The 24,749-nt window shown below is 61.0% G+C and carries 22 protein-coding genes; 12 read left to right on the top strand and 10 right to left on the bottom strand.

Annotated features, from left to right (window positions below):
• Window positions 1-141: 141 nt before the first annotated feature.
• The 3 genes from LAN64_14935 to LAN64_14925 all read right to left on the bottom strand — a co-directional run bounded on the left by LAN64_14935 (window position 142) and on the right by LAN64_14925 (window position 3,583).
• Window positions 142-2,379, bottom strand: a complete 2,238-nt coding sequence (locus tag LAN64_14935; GenBank protein MBZ5569132.1) for an Ig-like domain-containing protein — start codon at window positions 2,377-2,379, stop codon at window positions 142-144.
• A 29-nt stretch (window positions 2,380-2,408) separates the two neighbouring features.
• Window positions 2,409-3,047: an Ig-like domain-containing protein gene (locus LAN64_14930; GenBank protein MBZ5569131.1), complete on the bottom strand. Its 639-nt coding sequence runs from the start codon at window positions 3,045-3,047 to the stop codon at window positions 2,409-2,411.
• A 260-nt stretch (window positions 3,048-3,307) separates the two neighbouring features.
• The gene (locus LAN64_14925) at window positions 3,308-3,583 is read right to left on the bottom strand and encodes a hypothetical protein (protein ID MBZ5569130.1); all 276 of its coding nucleotides are present in this window, start codon (window positions 3,581-3,583) and stop codon (window positions 3,308-3,310) included.
• Between the two features lie 94 nt (window positions 3,584-3,677).
• Between LAN64_14925 and LAN64_14920 the strand changes: the two genes are divergently transcribed.
• Window positions 3,678-3,944 (top strand): Ig-like domain-containing protein, encoded by a 267-nt coding sequence (locus LAN64_14920; GenBank protein ID MBZ5569129.1) that lies wholly within the window; start codon window positions 3,678-3,680, stop codon window positions 3,942-3,944.
• A gap of 17 nt (window positions 3,945-3,961) precedes the next feature.
• Here the strand turns inward: LAN64_14920 and LAN64_14915 are convergent, their stop codons facing one another.
• The gene (locus tag LAN64_14915) at window positions 3,962-5,029 is read right to left on the bottom strand and encodes a lactonase family protein (protein MBZ5569128.1); all 1,068 of its coding nucleotides are present in this window, start codon (window positions 5,027-5,029) and stop codon (window positions 3,962-3,964) included.
• Window positions 5,030-5,524: 495 nt separating this feature from the next.
• Here LAN64_14915 and LAN64_14910 point away from each other — a divergent pair, with 495 nt between their 5' ends.
• The 9 genes from LAN64_14910 (at window position 5,525) to LAN64_14870 (ending at window position 14,934) form a co-directional block, all read left to right on the top strand.
• Complete coding sequence (locus LAN64_14910; protein MBZ5569127.1) at window positions 5,525-7,570, top strand: amylo-alpha-1,6-glucosidase; 2,046 nt, start codon at window positions 5,525-5,527, stop codon at window positions 7,568-7,570.
• Window positions 7,571-8,242: 672 nt separating this feature from the next.
• The gene (locus tag LAN64_14905) at window positions 8,243-9,565 is read left to right on the top strand and encodes a porin (protein MBZ5569126.1); all 1,323 of its coding nucleotides are present in this window, start codon (window positions 8,243-8,245) and stop codon (window positions 9,563-9,565) included.
• Window positions 9,566-9,796: 231 nt separating this feature from the next.
• The gene (locus tag LAN64_14900; GenBank protein ID MBZ5569125.1) at window positions 9,797-9,994 is read left to right on the top strand and encodes a hypothetical protein; all 198 of its coding nucleotides are present in this window, start codon (window positions 9,797-9,799) and stop codon (window positions 9,992-9,994) included.
• Between the two features lie 20 nt (window positions 9,995-10,014).
• Complete coding sequence (locus LAN64_14895; GenBank protein MBZ5569124.1) at window positions 10,015-10,197, top strand: hypothetical protein; 183 nt, start codon at window positions 10,015-10,017, stop codon at window positions 10,195-10,197.
• A gap of 31 nt (window positions 10,198-10,228) precedes the next feature.
• On the top strand, window positions 10,229-11,950 hold the full coding sequence (locus LAN64_14890) for an ammonium transporter (GenBank protein MBZ5569123.1): 1,722 nt from the start codon (window positions 10,229-10,231) through the stop codon (window positions 11,948-11,950).
• 76 nt (window positions 11,951-12,026) lie between these two features.
• Complete coding sequence (locus LAN64_14885; protein ID MBZ5569122.1) at window positions 12,027-12,365, top strand: P-II family nitrogen regulator; 339 nt, start codon at window positions 12,027-12,029, stop codon at window positions 12,363-12,365.
• 23 nt (window positions 12,366-12,388) lie between these two features.
• Window positions 12,389-12,931 carry a hypothetical protein gene (locus LAN64_14880; GenBank protein ID MBZ5569121.1) on the top strand — a complete coding sequence of 181 codons (543 nt, stop codon included), beginning with the start codon at window positions 12,389-12,391 and terminating at the stop codon, window positions 12,929-12,931.
• 516 nt (window positions 12,932-13,447) lie between these two features.
• Window positions 13,448-13,642, top strand: a complete 195-nt coding sequence (locus LAN64_14875) for a hypothetical protein (protein ID MBZ5569120.1) — start codon at window positions 13,448-13,450, stop codon at window positions 13,640-13,642.
• 11 nt (window positions 13,643-13,653) lie between these two features.
• Window positions 13,654-14,934, top strand: a complete 1,281-nt coding sequence (locus tag LAN64_14870; protein MBZ5569119.1) for a cation:proton antiporter — start codon at window positions 13,654-13,656, stop codon at window positions 14,932-14,934.
• Here the strand turns inward: LAN64_14870 and LAN64_14865 are convergent.
• The 5 genes from LAN64_14865 to LAN64_14845 form a co-directional block, all read right to left on the bottom strand.
• On the bottom strand, window positions 14,931-15,740 hold the full coding sequence (locus LAN64_14865; protein MBZ5569118.1) for a lytic transglycosylase domain-containing protein: 810 nt from the start codon (window positions 15,738-15,740) through the stop codon (window positions 14,931-14,933). The genes LAN64_14870 and LAN64_14865 overlap by 4 nt on opposite strands.
• The gene (locus LAN64_14860) at window positions 15,733-19,056 is read right to left on the bottom strand and encodes an efflux RND transporter permease subunit (protein MBZ5569117.1); all 3,324 of its coding nucleotides are present in this window, start codon (window positions 19,054-19,056) and stop codon (window positions 15,733-15,735) included. The genes LAN64_14865 and LAN64_14860 overlap by 8 nt, the downstream gene beginning before the upstream one ends.
• Complete coding sequence (locus LAN64_14855; GenBank protein ID MBZ5569116.1) at window positions 19,053-19,691, bottom strand: nitrous oxide reductase accessory protein NosL; 639 nt, start codon at window positions 19,689-19,691, stop codon at window positions 19,053-19,055. The genes LAN64_14860 and LAN64_14855 overlap by 4 nt, the downstream gene beginning before the upstream one ends.
• 127 nt (window positions 19,692-19,818) lie before the next feature.
• On the bottom strand, window positions 19,819-21,216 hold the full coding sequence (locus LAN64_14850) for an efflux RND transporter periplasmic adaptor subunit (GenBank protein MBZ5569115.1): 1,398 nt from the start codon (window positions 21,214-21,216) through the stop codon (window positions 19,819-19,821).
• A 13-nt stretch (window positions 21,217-21,229) separates the two neighbouring features.
• Window positions 21,230-22,570 carry a TolC family protein gene (locus LAN64_14845; GenBank protein ID MBZ5569114.1) on the bottom strand — a complete coding sequence of 447 codons (1,341 nt, stop codon included), beginning with the start codon at window positions 22,568-22,570 and terminating at the stop codon, window positions 21,230-21,232.
• Between the two features lie 203 nt (window positions 22,571-22,773).
• Between LAN64_14845 and LAN64_14840 the strand changes: the two genes are divergently transcribed.
• A complete protein-coding gene (locus tag LAN64_14840; protein MBZ5569113.1) occupies window positions 22,774-23,124 on the top strand; it encodes a hypothetical protein in 351 nt (116 codons plus the stop codon).
• A 143-nt stretch (window positions 23,125-23,267) separates the two neighbouring features.
• On the opposite strand, the gene LAN64_14835 is transcribed toward LAN64_14840, so the two are convergent.
• Entirely contained in the window at window positions 23,268-23,816 is a 549-nt protein-coding gene (locus LAN64_14835) for a hypothetical protein (GenBank protein MBZ5569112.1), read from the bottom strand.
• Between the two features lie 334 nt (window positions 23,817-24,150).
• Between LAN64_14835 and LAN64_14830 the strand changes: the two genes are divergently transcribed.
• A complete protein-coding gene (locus LAN64_14830; GenBank protein ID MBZ5569111.1) occupies window positions 24,151-24,642 on the top strand; it encodes a hypothetical protein in 492 nt (163 codons plus the stop codon).
• Window positions 24,643-24,749 lie beyond the last annotated feature (107 nt).

Raw genomic sequence — 24,749 nt, 5'->3', positions numbered from 1 at the left:
GTAAGTTTCAGCGCTAGGGAGGGTCTGATCAACTCCGGTTTTTGAAGGGGACGGCCTTCAGGCCGCCCGTAAATGCCGCAGAAATAGCACGGCTTTAGACTAGCTGCTGAGGGACTGACGACGTGCTTGATCAGAGTTTCCCTAGTACTGCCGTGTCATGACACCCGTCAATACCCGAGCGTTGTCGTTTTCCAGAATGAGCGCTTTGTCGGCATCCAGAATGTACAGGATGAAGCTGGCATTGCTTAGGACGGATGAGCTTGGCAGCGCCGTAGCCACGCCGCGTCCACTATTGACATCGACCGTGAAGACCCCAACCTGGAAGGCCCCCCCCTGTGTGGTCGCGCCGTTCTCATCAATATCTAATGCGCCGGAAAACGCCGCGCCGCCTGGCAGCACAAATTGCCCCGTTATGCTTTCATTGGCAAGGCTGCTGGGCGGTTCGCCTCCGGTTAGCGTGACCGCGAAGTTCCCCGTCTGTGAAAAAGTGCTCGGGCTGGACAGAGTCTGGGGAAGGACAATGCCCTCGGCGGCGGCGGTTCCATCGATTTCCAACATCGCAAATCCACCGTCGCTACGCGGGTACAGCACGTATTGCAACACGGCTCCGTTGTTGACGGTCCAGTTTACGGTGGTGCGCCCCAACGTGGAATCCGTGACGGAGTATCCTCCTTGCGAATCGAACACGGTCTGATTTACCCCATCGAGTAGCCGGTTGGTAATCTCGCCCAGGTTCATGGTGAACAGGCCGCCCATCCCGAATGTGCTTCCACCCTTCACTCCGGCCATCGCCAAGGCGTACCGGCCATTGAAACTCGCGTTGGTGAACGGGCCAGGCGGCTGTTTTGACACTTCGCCGGCCAAGGCGCTGGCCCCGTCGATTTCAACCAGCTTCAGACGCGTATCGTCAACCTGGTAATAGGCAAACGTCTGCGTGCCCAAGGCGCTGGTGAGCGTGAAGGTTCCACGGCCCGACGATGATGGGGAACTATATGTGCCGGTGGCGCTGAGGTTCGTGCTTATGCTGGAGTTGTTGTTGACGTCAAGAATGCCGCGAGTGAAATGTCCGGCCCCGTCGGCGGCCAGGCTGCCAATCATGGCGATGAAGACTGGCGAACTACCTGCACTGACGCCCACCAGGCTTGCCGCATAGTTTCCCTGGATCGAGGCCAGGCCGAACTTGTCTGGATGTTGTAGTTCAAGGGTTCCGCTGGCAGTCGCACCGTTGGCATCGAAGCGCACCACGTAGCCCAGCGGTTGATTCGTCAGGACGAACTGCCACCCAACCGGCCCTTGGTCCGTATCCACCACGGCAGTGCCGCGTCCGTCGTCGCCAATCTGGTATGTGCCCCCCGTGATCGCGATCGGCGTTCCGCCATCATCGCTGCGATCGATCGTGCCGCCGGTAATATTGCCGTTGCCATCGCAGGCGATCGTTCCCGCCTCAGCGGACAGTTTCTGGCTGGTGCGAATGCTGAACGCGTACGCGTACGATCCCGCCAGCGAAGCATTGGAAAACTGCACCGAGACGTTGGTGCTTGCCGGGACCGCACTGCCATCCGCCATCTTTGCCGTGACGGTGACGCTCCCGCCAGGGGGTGGCGACGACGGAGCGACATAAACGCCGCCCGACGAAATGCTCCCACAGCCGGCCGCCAACTGACTCTTGCAAGCGACGCTCCACACCGGGGTGACGCTCGCCCCATTCACGGTGGCGGTAAACGTCTGCTGCGCGCCGGCCGCCATGGTCAGCCCGGTTGGAGTGATCACTAGTGGAGGAGGATTGATCGTTACCGTTGCTGACGCGGTTTGCGTCGTGTCGGCCTGCGCGACGGCGGTAATCGTCACGATATTGGGGTTCGGGATGCTCGCCGGGGCGGTATACAGACCGCTGGAGCTGATGGTGCCGATGCTTGCATTGCCGCCACTGGTGCCATTCACCTCCCAAGTCACCGTCGTATTGCTGGAAAAAGTCACCGTGGCGGTAAATTGCACTGTGCCGCTGAGATTGATCGCGGCAGTGGTGGGCGTAATCGAAATCGGCAGCGCCACCGTTACCGTGGCGGAGGCGGCTTGTGTTGTGTTGGCCACGGAAACGGCGGTGACCGTGACCGTGGTGGGACTTAAGGGGGCCGTGTACAACCCGCTCGAGGTGATCGTGCCCGTGTTGGAGTTTCCGCCCACGACCCCATTCACCTGCCAGGTGACCCCGTTGTTGCCCGCGTTGTTTACGGTGGCGGTGAATTGCTGTGTGCGACCGATTGGAACCGTGGCGCTGGTCGGAGAAATAGTAACTGACACCCCGGCACTGTTTCCGCTGCTGCACCCGATCATCATGCCGGCGAATACGATCGCCATGGCCGCGGCTGCCTGCTTCATGAGGTCTCCCAAGGTTCCCACCAACTTGCCTATGGCGCAGTCACCGTCAGCGTGGCCGCCGGGCTGGTTACCGTGCCGACCGAGGCGGTTATCACTGTCATGCCGGGCGTGATGCCGGTCGCAAGTCCATTGCCGTCGACAATCGCAACCCCGGCGGCGCTGTTGCGCCACGTGAAGGTCACCGGACTCACCTTGTTTCCGTTTGTATCCAACGCAGTCGCCGTGAACTGTTGGGTTTCTCCGACCTTGATCGTGGCGCCGCTGGGCGTCAGCGTCACCGAGGCGATCGGTGTGCTCGAACTCACTACGTTGAGGGTTGCCGCCGGGCTGGTTATCCCCGATGACGATGCGGTGATTTGAGCTGTCCCGACGTGGTGGCCGGTCGCAACGCCTGCGCTGTCTATGCTGGCCGTGTCGGGCGCACTGCTGGTCCAGGTGAACGTGGTTCCAGAGATAGTTCTTCCCCTGGAGTCCTGGGCGGTTGCCGTGTACACCTGCTGGGCATTGACGGCGACAAAACTGCTCGCAGGGCTTATTGCGATTGCGGCCAGCGTCCCCGTGGACGAGCCGCCGCATCCCGACAACAATGCGGCAACGGCCAGCAATGAGCACAATCGATGCATGCTGAAACGAGGATTGGGCGGCGTCGCGTAAGAACGCGTTCGCATTCGCGCGTTGACTCCTGGGTATCCGAGCTTCGCCGCATCTTAAACACCTGGCGGCGGGCAAAGTTGCTGGTTGTTAGCGCCGACGATTCGAATCTTTACAGGAACCTCGCATTCCGTCAACCGGACGGCGCTCCCGATCGCGCCGGGCCACGCCGTGCACCCGGGAAAAACTTTCTGCGGGACACGGGGTTGAAACGCGAATACCATCAGACGTGCCGGCCTTCTGGGGTGCGCGTACCTGCGGCAGCCCCAAGGCGCTCTCAATTGATCATGCGACTGAAATTGCTACATAGCAGCGGCAAGCGCGCTGGTGTATTGGGCGGATTGTTGTTGATCGGCTTCTGGCTTTCGGGTTGTGGGGGCGGATCCTCGTCCAGTTCAAGTCCACCCACGACAATCAACGTTACGCCTAAATCGGCATCCATCTCGCCTAACCGAGCGCAAGCGTTTTCGGCAACCGCGCAAGACTCGAAGGGAAATACGCTCACCGGTGTCGTGTTTGCCTGGGTCAGTAGTGCGCCCAATGTGGCCAGCATTGACAGTAACGGCGTTGCTCTGGGCCGCACGAGCGGAAGCACTCAGATCACAGCTTCCGCATCGGGTGTGACCAGTGCCCCTGCGACGCTCAACGTGACTCAACCCATAGCATCCATCACCATCTCGCCGCCAACAGCGACGATCGCGGTCAATGCAACCCAGCAGTTTACGGCCGCGGCGGTGGACGCCAATGGCAACGCCGTAACCGGCGTGACCTTTACCTGGGCTAACAATTCCTCCGTGATTGCAACCATCGACGGCAACGGACTGGCTACGGGCCATGCACCCGGAACTGTCTTCATTTCTGCGAGTGCTTCCGGGGTGACCAGCCCGCTGGCCACGCTAACGGTCACGCCATAATTCTCCCAATAACGGAACTAGAAATTGCTGGCGATCGCCGTGGGACTTGCCACAACGGTGGCAAAAGGCGAACCGCTCACGGCGCTCAAGGCCCCGCCGCTGCCGATCTGGAACTCCGAGATGTTGTTTGATCCCTGATTGCCAACAAACAACAGCTTGCCCGAGTTTCCTGATGCGATATACACGGGATTGGCGCTGGCGCTGAATGGGGAGCCGCTGACCGTCGCCAGTGCTCCTGAGCCGCTGATCGCGTAAGCCGATACATTCCCTGACCCGGTGTTGGCAACGTAAACAGAACTTCCGACAACTCTCACATTCACCGGCGTCGTTCCCGCCGGAAACGGCGAGCCCGCAATCGACGAAAGCTGGCCTGAACTCCCCGCGATGCTGAACCCGTAAACAGTATTGAACGCTTGATCCGCGACATAAAGGAATTTGCCGCCAGAATCCACGTCCAGGGCGGTTGGGCTGGTCCCCGCTGCAAATGGCGAGCCGCTCACCTGCGTCAGGCTACCGCTCGTCTGATCGAAGGTATAGACCGACACCGTTCCCGCACCCTGATTGGCGACGAAAAGCGTATTTCCAGTGATTGCCAGGCCGCTCGGCCCGGCGGCGGTAGAGAAAGGCGATCCTGTCACTTCAGTCAGAAGACCGGTGCCGCCGTCCACGGTGAACACGGAGATGGAATTTGACCCCTGGTTGGCCACGAACGCGAACTTACCGTTGGAATCCATGACCATCGCGAGCGGGTTCAAACCCGTTTTGGGTGGCGTGGCGGTGACCGTGGTGGTACTGAGAGCTAAGGCGGTGCGTGCCGCCGAGAGCGTGCCCGAACTTCCGATCGTATACTCCGATATCCCGCCGGGCTGAACGCCGCCGGTGGAATCGAGCACGTAGGCGAAGTGACGAGTCAGGATGATCGCGTTCGGCCGCGAGCCGGTGCCCACCAAGTTTGTCGTGTCCGCGGTCAGCGCGCCCGAGCTCGAGACCGCGAAGATTTGCACGTTCGGCGTGCCCAGGCCGACAACGTAGATCTTCTTGCCGTTGCTACTCCCGCCGCAAGCGGTCAGGGCCGCCGTCAGCAAGACAACTGCGGCTCTCGAAAATGTCCACGCCATCCGCCGAATTGTGCACGGCGATTCAACTGTGAGGCTACGGGCACGCATGGTTCGACTCCGTTGTATATGTTGGGACTTCTGTGGACAGCGAGAATTGGGAAAGGAGGCCCACCGCACAAACTGCGTTGCACAACTTGGTCACCTTTCGCGGAAGCTAAACCCGTACGAGTTACAGAAGTTGTGGCGCCGCCCTGTCTCGCCCAATCTACTTTCTCTACGGCTTGCTTTGAAGGGGCGCGGCTTCAGCCGCGCCGAACAAGTCCTATATTGTCATTCCGAGCGGGCTCGCTAGGTCAAAAGTTTCAGCCGTGACCGAGGCGCGAAGCGCCGAAAGCCCGCGAAAAATCGAGGTCTCGGATTTTTTCAGCAGCCTTCTAGTCCTCCATCTCCTCGATGCCGCCAAGGAGACGATCAAAGTGTACTATGAGGTCGCCCAGGTCGTCTGTGCCGCGCAAGGAGCGAATCATGATTGCCTTTAATCGCGATGTCTGCGGCCATCTCGATCAGGCGCTGAGCCGCGAGTGGCTGGAAACCAACGGCCTCGGCGGTTTCGCCTCGTCGAGTATCGCCGGCGCCAACACACGCCGGTACCACGGGCTGCTCATGGCGGCGACCAACCCTCCCGTGGGAAGAGTGTTGTTGCTGTCGAAGCTGGAGGAGACTCTCCTCATCGCCGAGCGCCGCGTCGATCTCGCAACCAACGAGTACGCCGGTGCTGTGCACCCGCGTGGATTGGACTTTCTCGTCGGTTTCCGCCTGGATCCATTCCCCGTTTTTACTTTCGAATGTGAAGGCGTGCTGTTGGAGAAGGCTGTCTTCATGCCGCACGGCCAGAACACGACCGTCATCGCATATCGCCTGCTTCGGGCGCCGGCGAAGGCAAATGTGGAACTCGAACTGCGCCCGCTCATCGCATTCCGCGACTACCACAGCACGACGCACGAGAATGGCGCGCTCAATCCTGCGCTGCAACAGGAACCCGGCCTCGTGAGTGTCGCGCCGTATCCGGGATTGCCGCGCCTCTACCTGGCGCATAACGCGGCGGAAGTGGGGATGCCCGGATCCTGGTATCGCAACTTTTTTTACCGCCTTGAGCAGGAGCGCGGGCTCGACGCGGTCGAAGATCTGTTTAACCCGATGATGCTCCGGTTCGTGTTGTCGCAGGCGTCGGATGCGATCGTGATTGCATCCACCGAGCGGCAGGACGCCAACCATGCCGCCGCCTATCGCGAGGCGGAATTGCGGCGCCGGAAAGCCATCCAGCAAGCCGCTGCGGCGGACGACTTCGCGCGCTCGCTGGCCTTGGCGGCCGACCAGTTCCTCGTCAGCCGCGGAGACGGATCGACCGTCATCGCCGGATATCCCTGGTTCACCGATTGGGGCCGCGACACCATGATCGCGTTGCCTGGTCTCACACTGTTGACTGGCAATGCTCACCTCGCTAAGAACGTTTTGCGGACGTTTGCCGTGCATGTGGATCGGGGCATGCTGCCCAACCGATTTCCCGATCACGGTGAGGCGGCCGAGTTCAACACCGTCGACGCAACCCTCTGGTATTTCGAGGCCATCCGCGCCTACGGGGCGGCGACCGGCGATTACTCGCTGATCAAAAACGAGCTTTATCCGGTGCTCACCTCCGTCCTCGACTGGCATATCAAAGGCACTCGCTATGGCATTCGCATGTTGGATGACGGTCTGCTGCATGCCGGCGAGCCAGGCGTGCAGCTAACCTGGATGGACGCAAAAATCGGCGATTGGGTGGTGACACCCCGCAGCGGCAAACCAGTGGAGATTCAGGCCCTGTGGTACAACGCGCTGAACATCATGGAAGAGTTTGCCGGCCGCTTTGGCGATGCCCCGAACCAGCGGCGCTGTAAGACGGTTTCTGCGTTGCTGCACTCGACCTTCAACCGCCTGTTCTGGAACCAGAGCGCGGGCTGTCTTTACGACCTTGTGGATGGCGGTGCACCGGATGCATCCATTCGCCCCAACCAGATCTTTGCCGTGAGTCTGCCCCATTCCATGCTCGCTCCGGATCGTGCGCGGCAAGTGGTCGAGGTCGTCGAGCGCGAGTTGCTCACCCCGGTCGGCCTGCGCACCCTGAACCACAACAGCGGTGCTTACCGTCCGCGCTATCAGGGGAGTCCGCTCGAACGCGATGCGGCCTATCACCAGGGCACGGTCTGGCCGTGGCTGCTCGGACCATTTGTCACCGCCTACGTCAAAGTCAACGGCGGCGACGTTGACGCCAGGCGCCGCGCGGAGCAGATGATGTCCGGTTTGCGTGAACATCTGAGCCAGGCTGGATTGGGGCAGATTTCGGAAATCTTCGACGCTGACGCTCCGCACCTGCCGCGCGGTTGCTTCGCGCAAGCTTGGAGTGTCGCTGAAATCCTGCGCGCCTGGTGTGAGGACGTGCTCCAGGTGCGGCCGGCGTCGCCTGACTGGCGGCCGCGGACGGCGCGCCGGCAGCCGCCCAACCTCGCGACCGGTGCTGGCGAAACATGACGGTCGGCATCCCCGCTCTTCCAAGAATTATGGCCTTCCGTGTGATTGGAGCTTCATCTTTTCTGTAGCCGATGTCATCCCGCGCGAGGGAGGGCTCCCGCGCCTTGTTCCGGCGTGAAACCCCGAGTCGAGGGATCTCGGTGTTTCCTCTCTCGGCTCCAGCATTTCTGAAGCTGCTCTGGCGACATTGGCTTCGCACTCGAAAGATGAATCGCTGGCATCGCAATTTCGATTTCACCGTAGCTTTCAAAGCACGCTGTTGACCGGCGTCGGTGCGCTTCGATGCTCGTTCTATTCATGCCTCGCCACTCGAGGCCCTTCGCCCCACAACGACGGGAAGTCGGCCTTTGGAATTGCGCTCAGTGCTGAAAAACCCGCGAAATCCGATGTTCCCAAGCCGCTGCTGGCGACAGAGCCGCCCGCCAGTGGACGCTTCTGCGGTCTGATTCATGTCGCTATGCGATATACCAACGCAAGCCCGCCGTCGTTCTGCCGATAAATCTCCTTTATCCCGCCCATAAATTTAACTTTTCAAAATATTTCCGATTGCGCGAACAGAAAGTATGCGTTGGACCATGTCGATGCGCCCCAGCTACTCTTCGCTTGCTGGTTGTGAAGGTCGCGTTGCGATGGATCGTTTCGACGCGCCTGTGGGGAGAAAGCAAGTAAGCCGTGAAAAGTTCTCGATTAGCCTGCCTGACTTTGGCCTTGTGTCTTGCCTGGGTGGCTCCAACCGAGCTCAACGCGCAAGCGGATGCCGCCGCCGATGCGGGCAAAATGGCTCCCACGGAATTGATCCGCCGGATGCAGGATCTGGAGAAGGAAGTCGGGACTCTGCGCGCCCAGGTTGCGGAACTGAAACAGCAAGCTGGCGCGGCCACCACGCCAGCGGCAACGACAACGTCGTCGTCGTCGGCCTCCACTCCCGCAGCGCCTGCGGCGCCTCCCAGCGTGCTGACCCAAGTCTTAGGGAGCACCACGCTGAGCGGCTTTGTTGACACCTACTACGGTTACAACTTCAATCAGCCGGCGTCGCGAACCAACAGCTTCCGCGCCTTCGACGGTCCCTCCAACCAGTTCGCGCTCAACCTGATCGAACTCAATATCGACAAGCCACCCGAAGCGACCAACAGCCGGCTGGGGTTCCACCTCGGTCTGGGCTTCGGCCAGGCGATGAACGTCGTGAACTCCACTGACCCCGCCGGGCTGGGCTTCGCGCAGTATTTGAAGGAAGCCTACATTTCCTATCTCGCCCCGGTGGGCAAAGGCTTGCAGGTGGACGTAGGCAAGTTTGTTACCCCGCATGGGTTTGAGGTCATCGAGACCAAGGACAACTGGAACTACTCGCGCGGCCTGCTGTTCGCGTATGCCATCCCGTACTACCACTACGGCGCGCGCGCCAAGTACTCGTTCAGCGACAAGTACTCCATCACCGGCTTCTTGGTGAACGGCTGGAACGATATCTACGACAACAACACCGGCAAGACGATGGGCGTCTCCTTCGGCTGGAACCCGACCAAGAAGCTCAGCATTGCGCAAAACTACATGGCGGGACCGGAGGCCGCCGGCACCAACGCGCATTGGCGGCAGTTGAGCGATACCGTCGTGACCTACTCTCCGACCGCCCGCCTCTCGACCACCGTGAACTTCGACTACGGCCGCGGCGATCGCATCGCCGGCGTCGTCCAACCGGTGTACTGGACCGGAGTAGCGGGCTATGTGCGCTACGCCTTCGGTTCAAGCTCCGCGGTCGTGACCCGCTACGAGTACTTCAACGACCACTACGGATTTACCACCGGTACCCCGCAGCACATGCAGGAGTTCACCGGGACGTTCGAGCGGATCATGGCGCACCACCTGATTAGCCGCTTGGAATATCGCCACGATTTCTCCAACCGTCCGGTCTTCACCAAGGGCACCGACCCGGTGCTGGGCCAGGACACCTTGACCGCCGGCGTGGTCTACACATTCGACACGCGCGAGACCAAGTGGTGAGCCCCCACGACGTTGTGTTGCGCTTGGTTCTCTGCGTGCTCGGAGCGGGAATGTTTTCTGCCGGGCTGATCGGAACCGTGAAGCAGGGTTTGTGGAAACAGAAGTAGTAGGTGGGCCAAGCGGCTGTCTTGGGGGCAGCCATTTATCCGGGGGGCGCGGTGCGGGAAATCCAAACCCCATGACCAGCACCCACGCCGCGTACCCGGACCAGATTTTCAAGGAGAACTCGACATGGCTGCGAATCGCCAACAAGCAAGTTATTTGGGTCTGTTCCTGATCGGATTCACGCTGCTGCCGGCTGGGCTGGTGACGCGCCCCAGCCATCCCGCTATCGGCATCGCGGTCGCGGTGATCGCGGTGGGTCTGATCATCCAGGCCCTCGCCGGTACCTACCGCATCAAGCGGCTCGAATTCACCGATCAGGGCTAAACAACACCAAGGAGAGGGCAATGAAATTACTCGCGATCGTCGTCGCGCTTCTCGGATGGCTGCTCCCGCTTGCAGGCCTTGTGCTGACAGCGTCCAACACCATCCGCTTGGCGCTTTGTCTGCTCGGCATCGGCATGTGTACCTTCGCCATACTCGGCATGCTTAACCGGGCGTACATGAAACATGCCATCTGGAAGCAGTAAAGCCGAGAAAGACATCTTCAGGAGAACGAGAATGAAATTGGCACGCCTCACACTGATTTTTGCAGCGGCCGTGCTGCTGTCCGGCATCGCTGTCGGGGCAGACACGCCGCCATCTGCGACGGCCAACGCCCCCGCTGCTCCCGCTGCGGTTCTGCGCGGATCCACCGTGATCAAAGACGCAGCCGCTCCTACCACCGACGAACTTGCCAAGGGCGATCCCGCCGGCGACAAAACCGGCACCGTCTCCGACGTCGCCGTCGCCGATCCCAAGACCGGCCTCACCCTCACCGACCTTGCCAACCAGGCCGGCCAGAACAAGGTCGCCATTAACTTCACCTGGACGCTCATCGCCGGCTTCCTGGTCATGTTTATGCAGGCCGGGTTCGCCTTGGTGGAGACCGGCCTGTGCCGCGCCAAGAACGCCAACCACACCATGATGATGAACTTCATGGTCTACGGCTTCGGCCTGTTCGCCTACTGGGTGTGCGGCTTCGCCATCCAGATGGGCGGCGTCGGTGGCGTGCTCAACCTGGGTGGTGCGGCGCCGCTCACCCATGAATTCACGATCACCGTCCTCGGAAAGACTTGGGGTCTCTTCGGGACCAGCGGCTTCTTCCTCAGCGGCGCCACTTACGACGTCGGCGTGATGGTTCTGTTCCTCTTCCAGATGGTGTTCATGGACACGGCGCTGACCATCGTCACCGGTTCGGCCGCCGAACGCTGGAAGTTTGCCGCTTTCGCGTTTTGCTCGGTGCTGATGGGCGCCATCACCTACCCGCTGTTCGCCAATTGGGCCTGGGGAGGCGGCTGGCTCTCCCAGTTGGGCGCTAACTTCGGCTTGGGCCACGGCTACGTTGACTTTGCCGGATCCGGCGTGGTGCACGCCGTCGGTGGCATCACCGCCCTGGCTGCCGCCATGCTCATCGGCCCGCGCATCGGCAAGTACAACCGCGACGGCTCTCCCAATGCCATGCCCGGTCACGACATGGTCATCGTGCTCGCCGGCTGCTTCATCCTCGCCTTCGGCTGGTTCGGATTCAATCCGGGCAGCACGCTGGGCGCCTCCGGCAACGGCAACCTGCGCATCGCCACCATTGCCGTCAACACCATGCTGGCCGGTTGCACCGGCTCCTTCGGCGCCATCTTTTATATGTGGCGGCGCTATGGCAAGCCCGACGCTTCCATGGTGGGCAATGGCCTGCTCGCCGGTTTGGTGGCCATCACCGCACCCTCCGGATTTGTGAGCACCGTTGGCGCCGCCATCATCGGCCTCATCGCCGGCGTGCTGGTTTGCTTGAGCTGCGAGTTCTTCGAGCGTGTCGCCAAGGTGGACGATCCGGTCGGCGCCATCTCCGTCCACGGCGTCAACGGAATCTGGGGCGTCATTTCCGTCGGACTCTTCGCCGACGGCACCGCCAACTACGGCGGAGGCTGGAACGGCGTCAACGGGCCGGTCCGCGGCCTCTTCCATGGCGACCCCTCCCAGCTCATTGCCCAGCTCATTGGCGTCGTCACCCTGATCGGCTTCGTCTTCAGCCTCTCGTTTGCCTTCAACGCCCTGGTGGACTGGCTTGTCGGACAGCGCGTTTCGCCGGAATCCGAACTGGAAGGTCTCGACATTCCGGAGATGGGTTCCCTCGGCTATCCCGAATTCGTCTTGAAGATGCAGCGCACGGCGGTTGCGCCCAAGGAAGCAACTCCGGCGTTTGGAGCAGTCTCGGTTCCCGCTCCTTCATTCGGTAGCGGCGACTAGGATCGCGGAGTGCCGGGGCGCATGCGGCGCTCCGGCAGTTTCATCACACCAACCAGAACAATCCGGAGGAAGTGAAATGGTGAAAGTCGAAGCGATCGTCCAGATGAACAAATTCGAGTTCGTGAAGGACGCCCTTCATCAACTGGGCGTCGAAGGCATGACCGTCTCCGAGGTCCGCGGCCACGGCCGTCAGAAAGGGCACACCGAGAATTACCGCGGTCGCGAGTACAGCGTGGACCTCATACCCAAAATCAAAATCGAATTGGTCTTGCCGGATAACCTGGTTGATTCTGCCGTGGAGACCATCATCCAGACCGCCCGTAGCGGCAAGATCGGTGATGGCAAGATTTTTCTCTCCAAGGTGGATGAGGTCATCCGCATCCGCAACGAGGAACGCGGCGTTGCCGCTCTTTAGGAAAGAGGGACCCGGTGAACACGATGAACACTTCCGCCACCGACGACAGTTCCATGGAGCTGGCTCCACGCTGCCCTGGCGCAGTTTCTGTTCCAGCGTTGCGGCATTTTCAGGAAGGCCTGGAGCAACTCAGCCTGGGCGAGCCCGCCGCGGCCGTGGTGTCGCTGACCTCCGCGCTGGAAAACGCCCCGAATCTTCCCGACGTCCACGTCGCTCTCGGGGTGGCCTACGCGATGACCAGCCGGATTTACCCTGCGATTGATCACCTGACGCGCGCCTCCGATCTTGAGCCGGAGAATTTTCACGCGCAATTCAAGCTGGCGCAGCTTTACTTCACTCTGCGCGTCCCGGCCAAAGGATATGAATTAGCGCGCCGTGCGCTGGAATGCGCCCGCACGCTCGACGAGCGCCGTCTGATCGCGCAACTGCTCCGACACGAACGCCAGCGCGCGCGCGACGGCATCGCTCGGCCCTGGTTTCACAAAACGTTCAACCGTTCCATGCTGTGGCTCGGTGCAACCGGAATGGCTGCCGTGCTGTTTGCGCTTCTGCTGCACATGCACTGAGCGGTACTGCACATGCACTGAGCGTTTCAGGATTTTCTGTATCGGTCCCCGTGGGTGGGTGGCGCAGGCCTTTAGAGTGTGCGTGAGAACTAGCCTGGCATGGTTGCCTGTGGTACGAAGTCGCGATTTTGAAGCCACAGCGGGGCGATTGATAGTAGCCCGCCGCTTCAGCGGCGGGGCAAAGTGGGGAAAATATTTAGTGCCGTAGGCACGACTGAAGTTCTCGCGGACACACTTCAGGCCTGCGAAAAGGCGTTGCTATCGTTCCGGCTTCAGCCGCTGAGGTACCTGAAACGGTGGCTGCAGTAATTGCAAAACCGCTCGAAAGCGTGTGGCGGGTTTCTGACCCGCGACTGCGCTTCGGCTCACGTAGTTAGGCGCCGCGCGGTAGGTCATGACTTCAGTCGTGACCGAGGCGCGCAGCGCCGAAACCCCGTAGGGGCGAACGCTGGTAGCCCAGGGCGCAGCCCTGGGTAGGCGTGACTTTTTTCAACGTGAGTCCGTAGGGACGGCACAATGAGCACTCCAAGGGAGCAGATGCTGAACTTTCTCACCATCCTGAAAAATGACCGCGTGACGCTGGCCTTTGCCGTGTTGATCGGGGGCGTTCTGACTCTGCGTTTCGGCGCACCGCCGCTACCGGTACTCGTCGGCTGCATTGCCGCGGTGTTGGCAACTTCAGGCCTGAAGGCAATGCGCGGCAAGCGCTGAACGGGGACTCGATGGACACTTCGCTGCAATGCCTGTTGTTCATCGCCGTGCTGATCCTGTTTGCCAAGGCAATGGCCCACATGGGTTCGCGCATCAGCCTGCCGCTGGTTCTCGGCGAACTCGCCGCCGGTGTCGTGCTCGGCCCCACCGTTCTGAACATCTGGCGCTTCTCCTGGTTCTCTTCTCCCAACCCAAACGCTGCTTCGCTGCCGGCGGTATTTCAGGTGCTGGCGCAATTGGGTGTGGTCGCGCTCATGTTCCTCGCCGGGCTCGAAACCGACATTCGTCTTCTGCGCGCCAGCGTCGCTCCCGCATTCTGGGCGGCCACCGGCGGCGTTCTACTGCCCATGGCCGGAGGCGCCCTGGTGTCGCGCATCGCCGGTTTCGGATGGCCGGAAGCCATCTTCATCGGCACCGTCTTGACCGCCACCAGCGTCACCATCACCGCACAGACGCTGCTCGATCTTGGCAAGATGCGCTCCCGTGCCGGCGCAACCATCCTCGGCGCGGCGGTGATTGATGATGTCCTTGGCTTGATTGTGCTTTCGATAGTCATAGCGATGTCCGCGCACCCCGCTCAGGCGTCTTCCGGGCTGGCCGGCGCCGCGTTCCCCATCGCGCGCATGACGCTGTTTCTGGTCATCGCCTTTGCCCTCGGCCCGCGACTGGTGCGCTTCGTTCTCAATCGCACGGAACCATCCAGCGGCAATCACTCCACGGCCTCGGCGGCGCTGGCGCTGGCTTTCCTTTTTGCCTTTGCTGCCGCCTACCTGGGCGGAATGGCCGCGATTACCGGGGCGTACCTGGCGGGCGTGTTTGCGGCCGCCACTCCGGCGCGCAAAACCATCGTCGGACCGCTTCGTTCTCTGTGCAACGCCTTCTTTGGCCCCGTGTTCTTCGTCTCCATCGGCCTGCAGATCGACGCCCGCGACTTGGGCGGCCACCTCGGGTTCTTCCTCGCGCTGTTGCTGGTGGCGGTCGCCGGCAAGATCGTTGGTTGCGCCGCCGGCGCCTTCGCCACCGGATTCGGCGCGCGCAATTCCATCGTCGTCGGCGTGGGCATGATCCCGCGCGGTGAGGTGGGCCTCATCACCGCCAGCATCGGTTTCGCTGCCGGCCTGATTTCACGCGGTGTTTACGTGCAGGTCATCGTTCTGGTGCTTGCGACTACGCTCATCACCCCGGCGTTACTGAGGTTTGCATTTGCACGCCACGAGGCCGTCGCCGAACCGGTTCTCGCTCCACTCACCGTCGAATCGGCGGCCGGTAAAGAATTTGTCTCGCCGGTTTAAGGGGTTGCACCCGGCGACGCATAAACCGCCCGTCCCATGCTGGACCTGCCGGAACCGTTCGCCATCGCTTCGCCGCCGCCCAACAACGCCATTGCTTCCATCACCGCCGGCACATAGTTGCGCGTTTCCCGTGGCAGATGAAGCTGCACGCGCGCAAAGTCTCTTTGCCCGGCGCGTGCCACTGCTTGCGCCACCGCCTGTTCGCCCGCGTTGTACGCGGCAAAGGCCAATCGCCAGTCGCCAAACTGGCCGTACAGTGCGCGCAAATACCGCGCCGCGGCGCGCGTGGACTTCGCCACATCCAGCCGCTCGTCTTTTGACGCGCTGACCGTCAGCCCATAGCGCCGCGCCGTCTCCGGCATGAATTGCCACACTCCGCGTGCGCCCTTCGGCGACAGCGCCGCCGGCCTCCCGCCGCTCTCCACCAGCACCAACGCGGCGACCTCCTTCGGCACGCCCTCTTCTCCGAGGACCGCATCCAACGTCGCCCTGAGCTGCGTCACGCGTTCCATCGCTCGCCGCACATTCTGTTCTTCACCATTCCAGTATTGCCGCGCAAACCGCTGCACCGCACGCTCGTCGACCGGAACTCCGCTCGCCGCCTCCGCGGACCTCGCCTCGCTCGTCCGGCCTAGCTCCGCCGCGGCCAGCACTTCATCCGCGGCATTGCTCAACTCCCGCTGATACGCCGAAAACTGCTCCTCCACCGACGCCGCCGGCACCGCGTACCGCGCCTCCTGCGACCATGCAACGTTCACGGCCGCACACAGCAGCAGCATCACCGTCAGTTGTCGCACCCTAGGCATGCACCGGCTCCTCGATCTCCGCACGCTCAACCGGCTTCGGCCCTTGCTTCGTCAGCGTCGGCTTTACCTCGAAGTTCCACTTCCAGATGGCGAAAATCGGCGGGTAGATCACCAGTTCCATGAGGAACGACGTGATGATGCCGCCGATCATCGGGGCTGCGATGCGCTTCATCACATCGCCACCGGCGCCCACCGACCACATGATCGGCAGCAGGCCGAAGAGCATGCAGGCAACGGTCATCACCTTGGGCCGCAAGCGCTTGACCGCACCGTTAACGATCGCTTCTTTCAAATTGTCCCAACTGTTCATCTGACCCTTGTTGATCGCGTCGTGGTACGCGAGATCGAGGTACAGCAGCATGAAGACCGCTGTCTCTGCATCCACGCCAAGCAGGGCGATGAGGCCGACCCAGACGGCAATGCTCATGTTGTAGTTCAGCAAGTAGAGGAACCAAATGGCGCCGATGGCGGAGAACGGCACCGCGAGCAGAATGATCCCCGTCTTCACCGCCGAACCGGTATTGAAGTAGAGCAGCAGGAAAACGATGAAGAGCGTCACTGGCAACACGATCTTCAGCCGCTCCTTCACGCGCTCCATCGATTCGTATTGCCCGCTCCAAACCAGTTGATAACCGGCAGGAACGCTGACCTTCTGCCGAACAGCGTTCTTCGCATCCGTGATGTAGCTGCCGATATCACGACCGCTCACGTCCACGTATACATAGCCGCTCAGCCGCCCATTCTCGTCGCGGATCATGCCGGGGCCGGTCTTCAGCGAGATGTCGGCGAGCTGCGCCAGCGGAACCTGCGCGCCCGATGGTGTGTTGACCAGCACTCGCTGGAGCGCATCCAGGTCGGAGCGGTAATCGCGAAGGTAACGGACATTGACGCTATAGCGCTCGCGCCCTTCCACCGTGGTCGTGACCGATTCGCCGCCGATGGCCGACATCAGCACGTCATTGGCATCATCAATCTTCAGTCCATACCTTGCTAGCTGATCGCGCTTGAGGTCGAAGTCGAGGAAATAGCCGCCGGTGGTGCGTTCCGCAAACACGCTGGTTGTTCCCGGGATGTCCTTCAGCGCTGCCTCGACTTGCTCGCCAATCTTTTCGATCTCGCCCAGATCGGAACCGAGGACCTTGATGCCGACCGGTGTGCGCACCCCCGTGGTCAGCATGTCAATGCGGGCCTTGATCGGCATCGTCCAGGCGTTGGCGACTCCCGGGATGGTGAGCGCCTCGTTCAGCCCACCAGGGCCGTAGATCAGCTCCTGCGTGGTTTTATGGTCGGGCCAGAACCGGCGAAGGATGTCCTGTGCCCAGTTGGGCGCCCACTTGGAGTAAAACCGCTCGCGCTTGGGCCACTCCATGTGTGGCTTGAGCACGACAACGGTTTCCATCATCGAGTAAGGCGCCGGGTCGGTGGCGCTCTCAACGCGACCGGCTTTGCCGAAAACACGGTCAACTTCGGGAAAACTCTTGATGATCTTGTCTTGCACTTGCAGCAGATTGGTGGCTTCGGTCACCGACATTCCGGGCAGGGTCGTCGGCATGTAGAGCAGCGTGCCTTCGTCGAGCGGCGGCATGAATTCGGAGCCGAGCTTGAAGAACACCGGTACGGTAAGCGCCATCGCCAGGACGGCCACTGCAATCGTCTTCCACTTGTGTTCCAGGACGAACTCACAGACGGGATAGTAGACTTTCATCAATGGCCGGCTGATGGGGTGGTTCTCTTCCTTGTGTATCTTTCCTATGGCCACAGCACTCACCATGCGGGCCAGCCATCTCGGCCGGAAGCCGAAGGGCCGTGTGCGCCCGAACAGTAGACCAACCGTCGCCGGCACTAAGGTGACGGCAAGCGCGGCAGCAATCGCCATGGCGAAGTTCTTGGTGAACGCAAGCGGTTTGAACAGCCGTCCTTCCTGAGCCTCAAGGGTGAACACCGGCAGAAAGGCAACCGCGATCACCAGCAACGCGAAGAAACTCGGGCCACCCACCTCCTTGATGGCTGCGAGCAGTACGGCGGAGCGACTCCCCGGCTGGCCTTCCGCCTGCCAGTGCTCGAGCTTCTTATGAATCTGCTCCACCATCACGACGGAGGCGTCGACCATGGCGCCAATCGCCACCGCAATGCCACCGAGCGACATGATGTTGGCGGTCATGCCGGATAGCTGTATTGGAATGAACGCCAAGATCACAGTGATCGGAATCATCGTGATGGGGATAATCGCGCTGGGGAAGTGCCACAGGAAAATCATGATCACCAGGCTTACGATGATCAACTCTTCCAACAGCGTGTGCTTCAGGTTGTCCACTGACCGATCAATCAGATCGGAGCGGTCGTAGGTGGGCACAATCTTCAACCCTTTGGGCAACGTCGGCTCAAGTTCGGAAATCTTCGCCTTGACGCGCTCAATTACCTTCTGGGCGTTCTCGCCGAAGCGCATGATCACCACGCCGCCGACCGCTTCGCCCCGTCCATCCAGTTCCGACACGCCCCGCCGCATGTCGGGGCCGTAGGTCACCGTCGCCACATCGCGCACCAGTACCGGGGTGCCGGTCTGCTGGTTCACCATCAGCGGGATACTCGCAATATCAGCGAGCGATTTGATGTAGCCGCGTCCCCGCACCATGTACTCGCGGCCGCTCTGCTCCACCAGCCGTGCTCCCACATCATTGTTCGACTTCTGTACGGCATCCACGACCATGTTGATCGGGATCTTGTAAGCGAGCAGTTTGTTGGGATCGACGTTGATCTGGTATTGCCGCACGAAGCCACCAATTGGCGCAACCTCGGCTACACCCGGCACTGCCTGCAGCGCATAGCGTAAGTACCAGTCCTGGTAGCTGCGCATCTGGTCAAGTGAGTACTGGCCTGTTTCATCCACCAGCGCGTATTGATAGACCCAGCCGACAGCGGTGGCGTCCTTCGCCAGTTCGACATTCACTCCCTTCGGCAGCCGCGGCGTCACCGAATTCAAGTACTCCAGCGTCCGCGAGCGCGCCCAGTAAATGTCCGTGCCTTCTTCGAAGATGATGTAAATGTAGGAATAGCCAAAATCGCTGAACGCGCGGATATCCTTCACCTTCGGCATGCCCAGCAGCGCCGACGTGACCGGATAACTCACCTGGTCTTCCATGATGTCGGGGCTGCGGTCCCACTTCGCGTACACGATCACCTGCGTGTCCGACAGGTCGGGAATCGCATCCAGCTTCGTGTTTTTCAGCGATTGCCAGCCGAACAACACTGCGACTCCGGCGAACAGGAAAACCAGGAACCTGTTCTTGGCGCAAATTTCAATGATCCGGTTGATCATGGCCGCGCCTCCCCGCCACCGCTTACCCCAACCTTGCCGGCGCCGGTTTTCTTGCCCTGATCGCCGCCCGTCGGTGGCCCACCCTGATCGCCGCCCGCTTTTGGCGGCGACAGGGTGGGATTGTTGGAATTGTCGGGGTTGTCGGGATTGTTCACCACCGCCAGCAACTCATCTATGCCGCGCACCGCGCCCCCATTCTTCGCCACGAACGCCTCCGCTTCCGCCCTGATGGCGAACGCGAACGTTCCCGGCGAGCAGCGGTCGAACGCGGCCTTCTCGACCTGCTTCATTTCATTCATCCGAGTCATGTCGTGCGCGCACGCCTCAATCCGGCTGCCGTCCACATACCACGCGCCGCGCGGATCCAGCTTGCGCCCGCTGCTGTAGTCGGTGACCTCGATCAGCCGCACCCGCTTGTGCTCCTGCAAGCCTTCGGTCACCACGCAGTGCGCGCAGCAAACGCGTTCGCGGCGATCTCCGATTTCGGCAATCACTCCCGCCTGCGGGTTGATCCGCCGCGAGCAGATGTTGCATACCTCATAAGACTGCCGGTGCAGGCTCCACTGTCCGGCGATCAGCACTCCCGCCACGATCACCAGCAGCCCGATTCCGGCCATGGACAATTTCCTTGCCATGAGTCGCTCCTTAGAGCCTTTCCATAAAATCTGTCCGTTCGTATCAGGGCACGACTTCAGTCGTGCCACTCAGGGCCGTTTTCAAACGAGGGCTTTAGCCCCTGGAGACAGCAACTCGGGAAACGGTTTACTGCATCCCGTCCGTTGCGCTCTTCAGCTTGCTTTCCGAATCCAGCAGGAAGTTGCCCGAGGTCACCACCGTCTCGCCCGCCTTCAATCCCGACAACACCGCTACCTTCCCATCCAGTTTCGCGCCCGTGGTGATCCTGCGCGGCTCGAAGTGCCCGCCCTCATGCGCTACGAACACCGTCTGCTCCTTCCCCGAATCCAACACCGCCTCCTGCGCCACCACGATCTGGTTGCCGTAATTCACCTTCAACTGCACCTCGGCAAACATCTGCGGCTTCAACTCGAAGTTGGGATTGGCAAACTCCAACCGCACTTTCACCGTGCGAGTCGTCGGGTCTACCGTCGGATAAATGAACGACACCCGTCCGTGCCACGTCCTTCCCGGGTAGTAGCTGAGCTGCATCTCCGCCTGCTGCCCGACCTTCACGTACGGAACCTCGTACTCGTACACGTCTGCGTTCACCCACACCGACGACAGATCCGCCACCGTGTACAGCTCCGTATCCGGGTTCACCGAGGTGTTCGGAAACGCCTTGCGGTCGGTCACGAACCCCGCGATCGGCGAGTAGAACGTCAGCGTGCGCTGTACCTTGCCCGTCTCGTCCAGCGTCGCGATCTGATCGTCGCTGATGTCCCACAACTTCAGCCGCTCGCGCGCCGACCGCAGCAGCGACTGCGACCCTTGCGCAACCTCCGCAAACGCCGACCCGCCCAGCGTCTTCTCGCCCCGCTTCGCAATCAGGTATTCGTTTTGCGTCGCCACCAGGTCCGCGCTGTACAGTGTGAACAGCGGCTGGCCCTTCTTGACGAGCTGGCCGATGGAGTCGACAAACACCTTGTCGATGAATCCGTTCACCTTCACGTGCACGTGTGCGATCCTGCTTTCGTCGGTGGTGATCTGGCCCGTCGTACGTACCTCGCGCACCAGGCTCTCCCGCCTCACCTCCGCCGTGCGCACCCCGATCAACTGCTGCTTGTCCGCCGCGATCGTCACGGTACCGGGCGCCATCGTCGCCGCTTCTTCATCGGCGTACTTCGGCGCCAGGTCCATGCCGCAATCCGGCGCCTTGCCCGGCTTGTCTGCCTTGTACTGCGGGTGCATCGGGTCGTACCAGTAGAGAATCTTGCGTTCGCCCTTGGACGCCGTTGGGTTTTGAGCAGGCGCCATCCCTTGATCCGCATACATCGGCGCCAGGTCCATGCCGTCCGGCGCCTTGCCCGGCTTGTCGTAATGGTGCTGTGGGTTCATCGCGTCGTACCAGTAGAGGACCTTGCGCTCTCCACTGGTGGCGCTCCCCTGCTGATGGTCGGAGTGATCGTGCTGCCACGCCGCCAGAACCCGTCCGCCGTACAGAATTCCACCCATGACCGCGAGTGCCACGATCAGTGCAGACATTCGGAGAAACTTATTAATGCGAGCCATTTTTGCGCTCCTTCATTTCATCGCTCGTGCCCGGAATCGGTTGCTCGTTGCTGAAATCCGTGCCGGTCAGCGCTTCCATGCGCGCCAGTGCCGTCTGGTAGTTCGCCAGCTCGCGGAAATAATCCGTCTGGTAATTGAGCACGGTGGTGAAGTTTCCCAGCACCGTCAGGAAATCCACGTTCCCCACCTGGTACGCCGCCATCGACGATTCCAGCGCCAGCGACGACTGCGGCACCACGCCCTGCGCATAAAGTTTCAGCAGGGTTTCACTCGCCTTGGCCGCCAGGTAGTTCTGCTTCAGCTCGAAATAGAGTTCGTTCTGCCGGTTGTCGCGCGCGCTCGCCGCGCTCAGCCCTTCCTCGGTCGCCTGCTTCACTTCCTCGCGCTGCTTGCTCTTGTAGAAAATCGGCAGGTTCACCGTGAATGTCAGCCCGTGCATGTCCGGCATCATCGGCCGCTGCTGGTACATGTAGCCGACGCTCAAATCGGGCAGGGAATCCTTCTGCGCCAGGCTCGCCGCGAGCTGGTTGCGCTCCACCATCTTCTGCATCCGCTGATACTCGGGATCGTTCGCTCGCCCCAGCTTGTACAGCTCATCCAGCGAGTAGCTCAGCGCCGTCTGCGTCGCAATGTCGGCGGCCGGCGGCAAGGGGGCATCGGGCTCGCGCGCCATCAGCGCGTTCAGCCTCGCCTGCGCCGTCGCTCGCTGCTGCTCCAGCGTCGTCAGCTTCTGCAGCAGCATGGAAATCTCTACCTGCGAGCGCAGCACGTCGGTCTGGATGGCCTTGCCCACCCGATACCTTGCCTCGGCGATCTGCGACAGCTTCACCAGCAGCTCGCGGTTCTGCTGCGCCGTGCGGATCGCCTTGTCGAAGTACCAGTAGTCGTAATAAGCGGCTTTCACATCCGCTGTTACCCGCCGCCGCACCGCCTCCAGGTCCCATTGCGTGGCATCGGCCTCTTTCGTCGCCATCTGTCCGCGCAGGCTGCGCTTGCCCGGAAACGGCAGCATCTGCATCGCGCTCACGCTGCGGTAGCTCGACGGATCTCCCGTCTGCACGCTGAATGGCTGCGCATTTCCCATCCAGCCGATCCCGAAGCTCGGGTCCGGCAGCGCCTTCGCCTGCGGGACCTTCGCGCGTTGCGCGGCGACTGCGTGGGCTCCGGCGCGGATCGCCGGATTCTTCGCCAGCGCTTCCTGCACCGCCTCCTGCAGCGTTAATACCGTGTCAGCCGCATAAACATTGGCCGCGAAAAGTCCTGCAAACGCAAAAAGTCCCGCAAGTATGAAAACTGTTGTCCTGAAGACGACCCTTGTCCTGAACATGAAAATCTCTCTTCCGCTGAACGACCTTCAAGAATCTGTTTTTCAAGAATCTGTTTTGAAGGGGTGCGGCTTCAGCCGCGCCGTGACAAGCTCTTTATTTCTTGTCATTCCGAGCGGGCTTCAGCCCGCGAGGAATCTAGGCTTTAGAGAGAAAAAATCAGATCAGAAACGTGCAGAGCGCTGCCTGAGAAGGGGAAAGAACCTTGAGGGGTACTGCGTCTCGCAATTCGCTGTATACCGGCGCTATCGCCATTGCCTTCGTTGCAACCGGATTCACCATCGTCGGCGCACTGCTCGGCGTCTGTAACTTTGCCGCCGGTGCCGGCTTACCCGACGACAGGTTGCAGCACGATCCGCCCCCGGCGGCGGCCTCAATCGCCGGTACCGCCTGCTGCGTTGCCATCATCATCGCGCAGCAGCCGCGGGACATATTCCTGCAGTCCGTCCGGCCACTCGCCAGCCCCGCCGCCGGGATCGCCAGCAGCGCCATCGCCAGCACCACCGCCACCGCCACGAATTTGGAACCAACGCTCATGTTTGCTTCCCAGGGATAGTACGTCAGCGATGAACCCGTGCCTGTGACGGTGGTCACGTCCGCGAGTGACCGCTGAACTCGCGGTTGCGCCTGTCAGGCCGACGTCCGCCGGGAACCCCGGTTCCACGGCGGACGCACCGGTCATGGCCCCTGCAGGTCGCTTCAGAACAGGTGCACGGCTTTCTCGCCACGGATTTCCAATTGTGCCATTGTGCTGGCGGATTGGGGCAGCAGTTCGGTGCGAGCGACCACCGTATTCAGCGGTTCGCGCGTGCAATTCACTCGCGCCACGACCTGTTCCTGATAGGGCGACATGCCTTCAGGTACTGAATCGTTCTCGACGATCCGCGAGAACTCGACGTAATGTCCCGTGGACGTATCCATATGGCGGACCTCGTAAACCCCAGGCTGGAGGACACTACCGCCGAGTCTAATGGCAGCACGCAGTTTCACGTTGCCGGTCTTCCCGGCATGCTGGTGAAAAGCCGGCGTGGAGTCGAACTTGAAGGGCGCCGGAAGACGCTGGATGCCCGAATCCGTGTAATACACGTCTGAGTCGAACACAGAGTTTGTATCGGCTACCGGCTCGACGGACACCGAATTGGACGAGTGGTAGCCAGAGTCGTCGTACCACTCATCTTGCGCGAAGCTCAGCCCGGCAAGTGCCAGGATGAGGACAGCTAGAACGGGAAGGTAATAGCGGTTTTTCATTTTAGTGCACCTCTTCTCTTTATTGTTTTCACATCGTGTGCGATGCTCGTTTCTCCTAAGGGCACGCTGAATGCCAAGCATGCAAAAACGCGAACGGCTGGCGTTTTCATCGAGTTAAGAGTAGGCGCCGGATCGCAACCGTGCTCGCAGATTGGACGCTTTCGGGCCACGACTGGACGAGATGAGGCAGCGCACTCCACCTTCATGGCAGCAGCGAAGCCAATCCAGCAAATGGTTTAAGCAGGAATTTCCGTGCGGCAGGCTGCGTGCATAAGCAAGATCGAATCGGGCGCCAGAGAAAAACGGCCCGACATAGTAATGAAGGAGATTAGTTATGAAAAACAAAAAGTCCTTAGTCGCCCTCGTCGTCGTACTCTTGGCGCTCGGCAGCGTAGCCTACGCGCAATCTGACCAGCCCAAGGTGGGCAAGAAGGGACATCTCACGCTGAAACAGAAAACCAGGGTCGGAGATGCAGTTCTGCCGGCCGGCGATTATGTGGTGCGGCATCGCCGTACAGCAAGCGGGCACTTCTTGGAGTTCAAACAGGGGGTTTATCATTTCGACAACGACCAAGGCGAAGGCGGGCTCCTCCCACCTTATGAATCGAAAGTCGTGGCGAAGGTGCCTTGCGACATGCAGTCCCTGAGCGAACCGGTTGCAAAGACGGCTACAGAAATTTCCAAAGATACAGGTGCATATCCTTATAGCCTGAGGATCCGTGGAGAAACCGTTATGCACGTCTTCCACAGGGGGCAGGAGGCATCTGCATCGCAGAAACGGATCGAGTGCGGCTGCGAGAGTGTCCCGCTTTTAGTTGGAGGTTGAAGAGCGGCGCTCGGGATCATGTTACGCGACCTCCTGCTTAGTCGCAGCTTTTTCTGTTTCTCCTCTTCCTAGGATTGCTCTCAGTTGCCAGATGTCCTTCCAGCCCA

The sequence above is a fragment of the Terriglobia bacterium genome (genome assembly GCA_020073185.1).
In the GTDB taxonomy this organism is placed as follows: Bacteria; Acidobacteriota; Terriglobia; order Terriglobales; family Acidobacteriaceae; genus JAIQGF01.
This window is presented reverse-complemented; position numbering and strand designations above follow the sequence as displayed.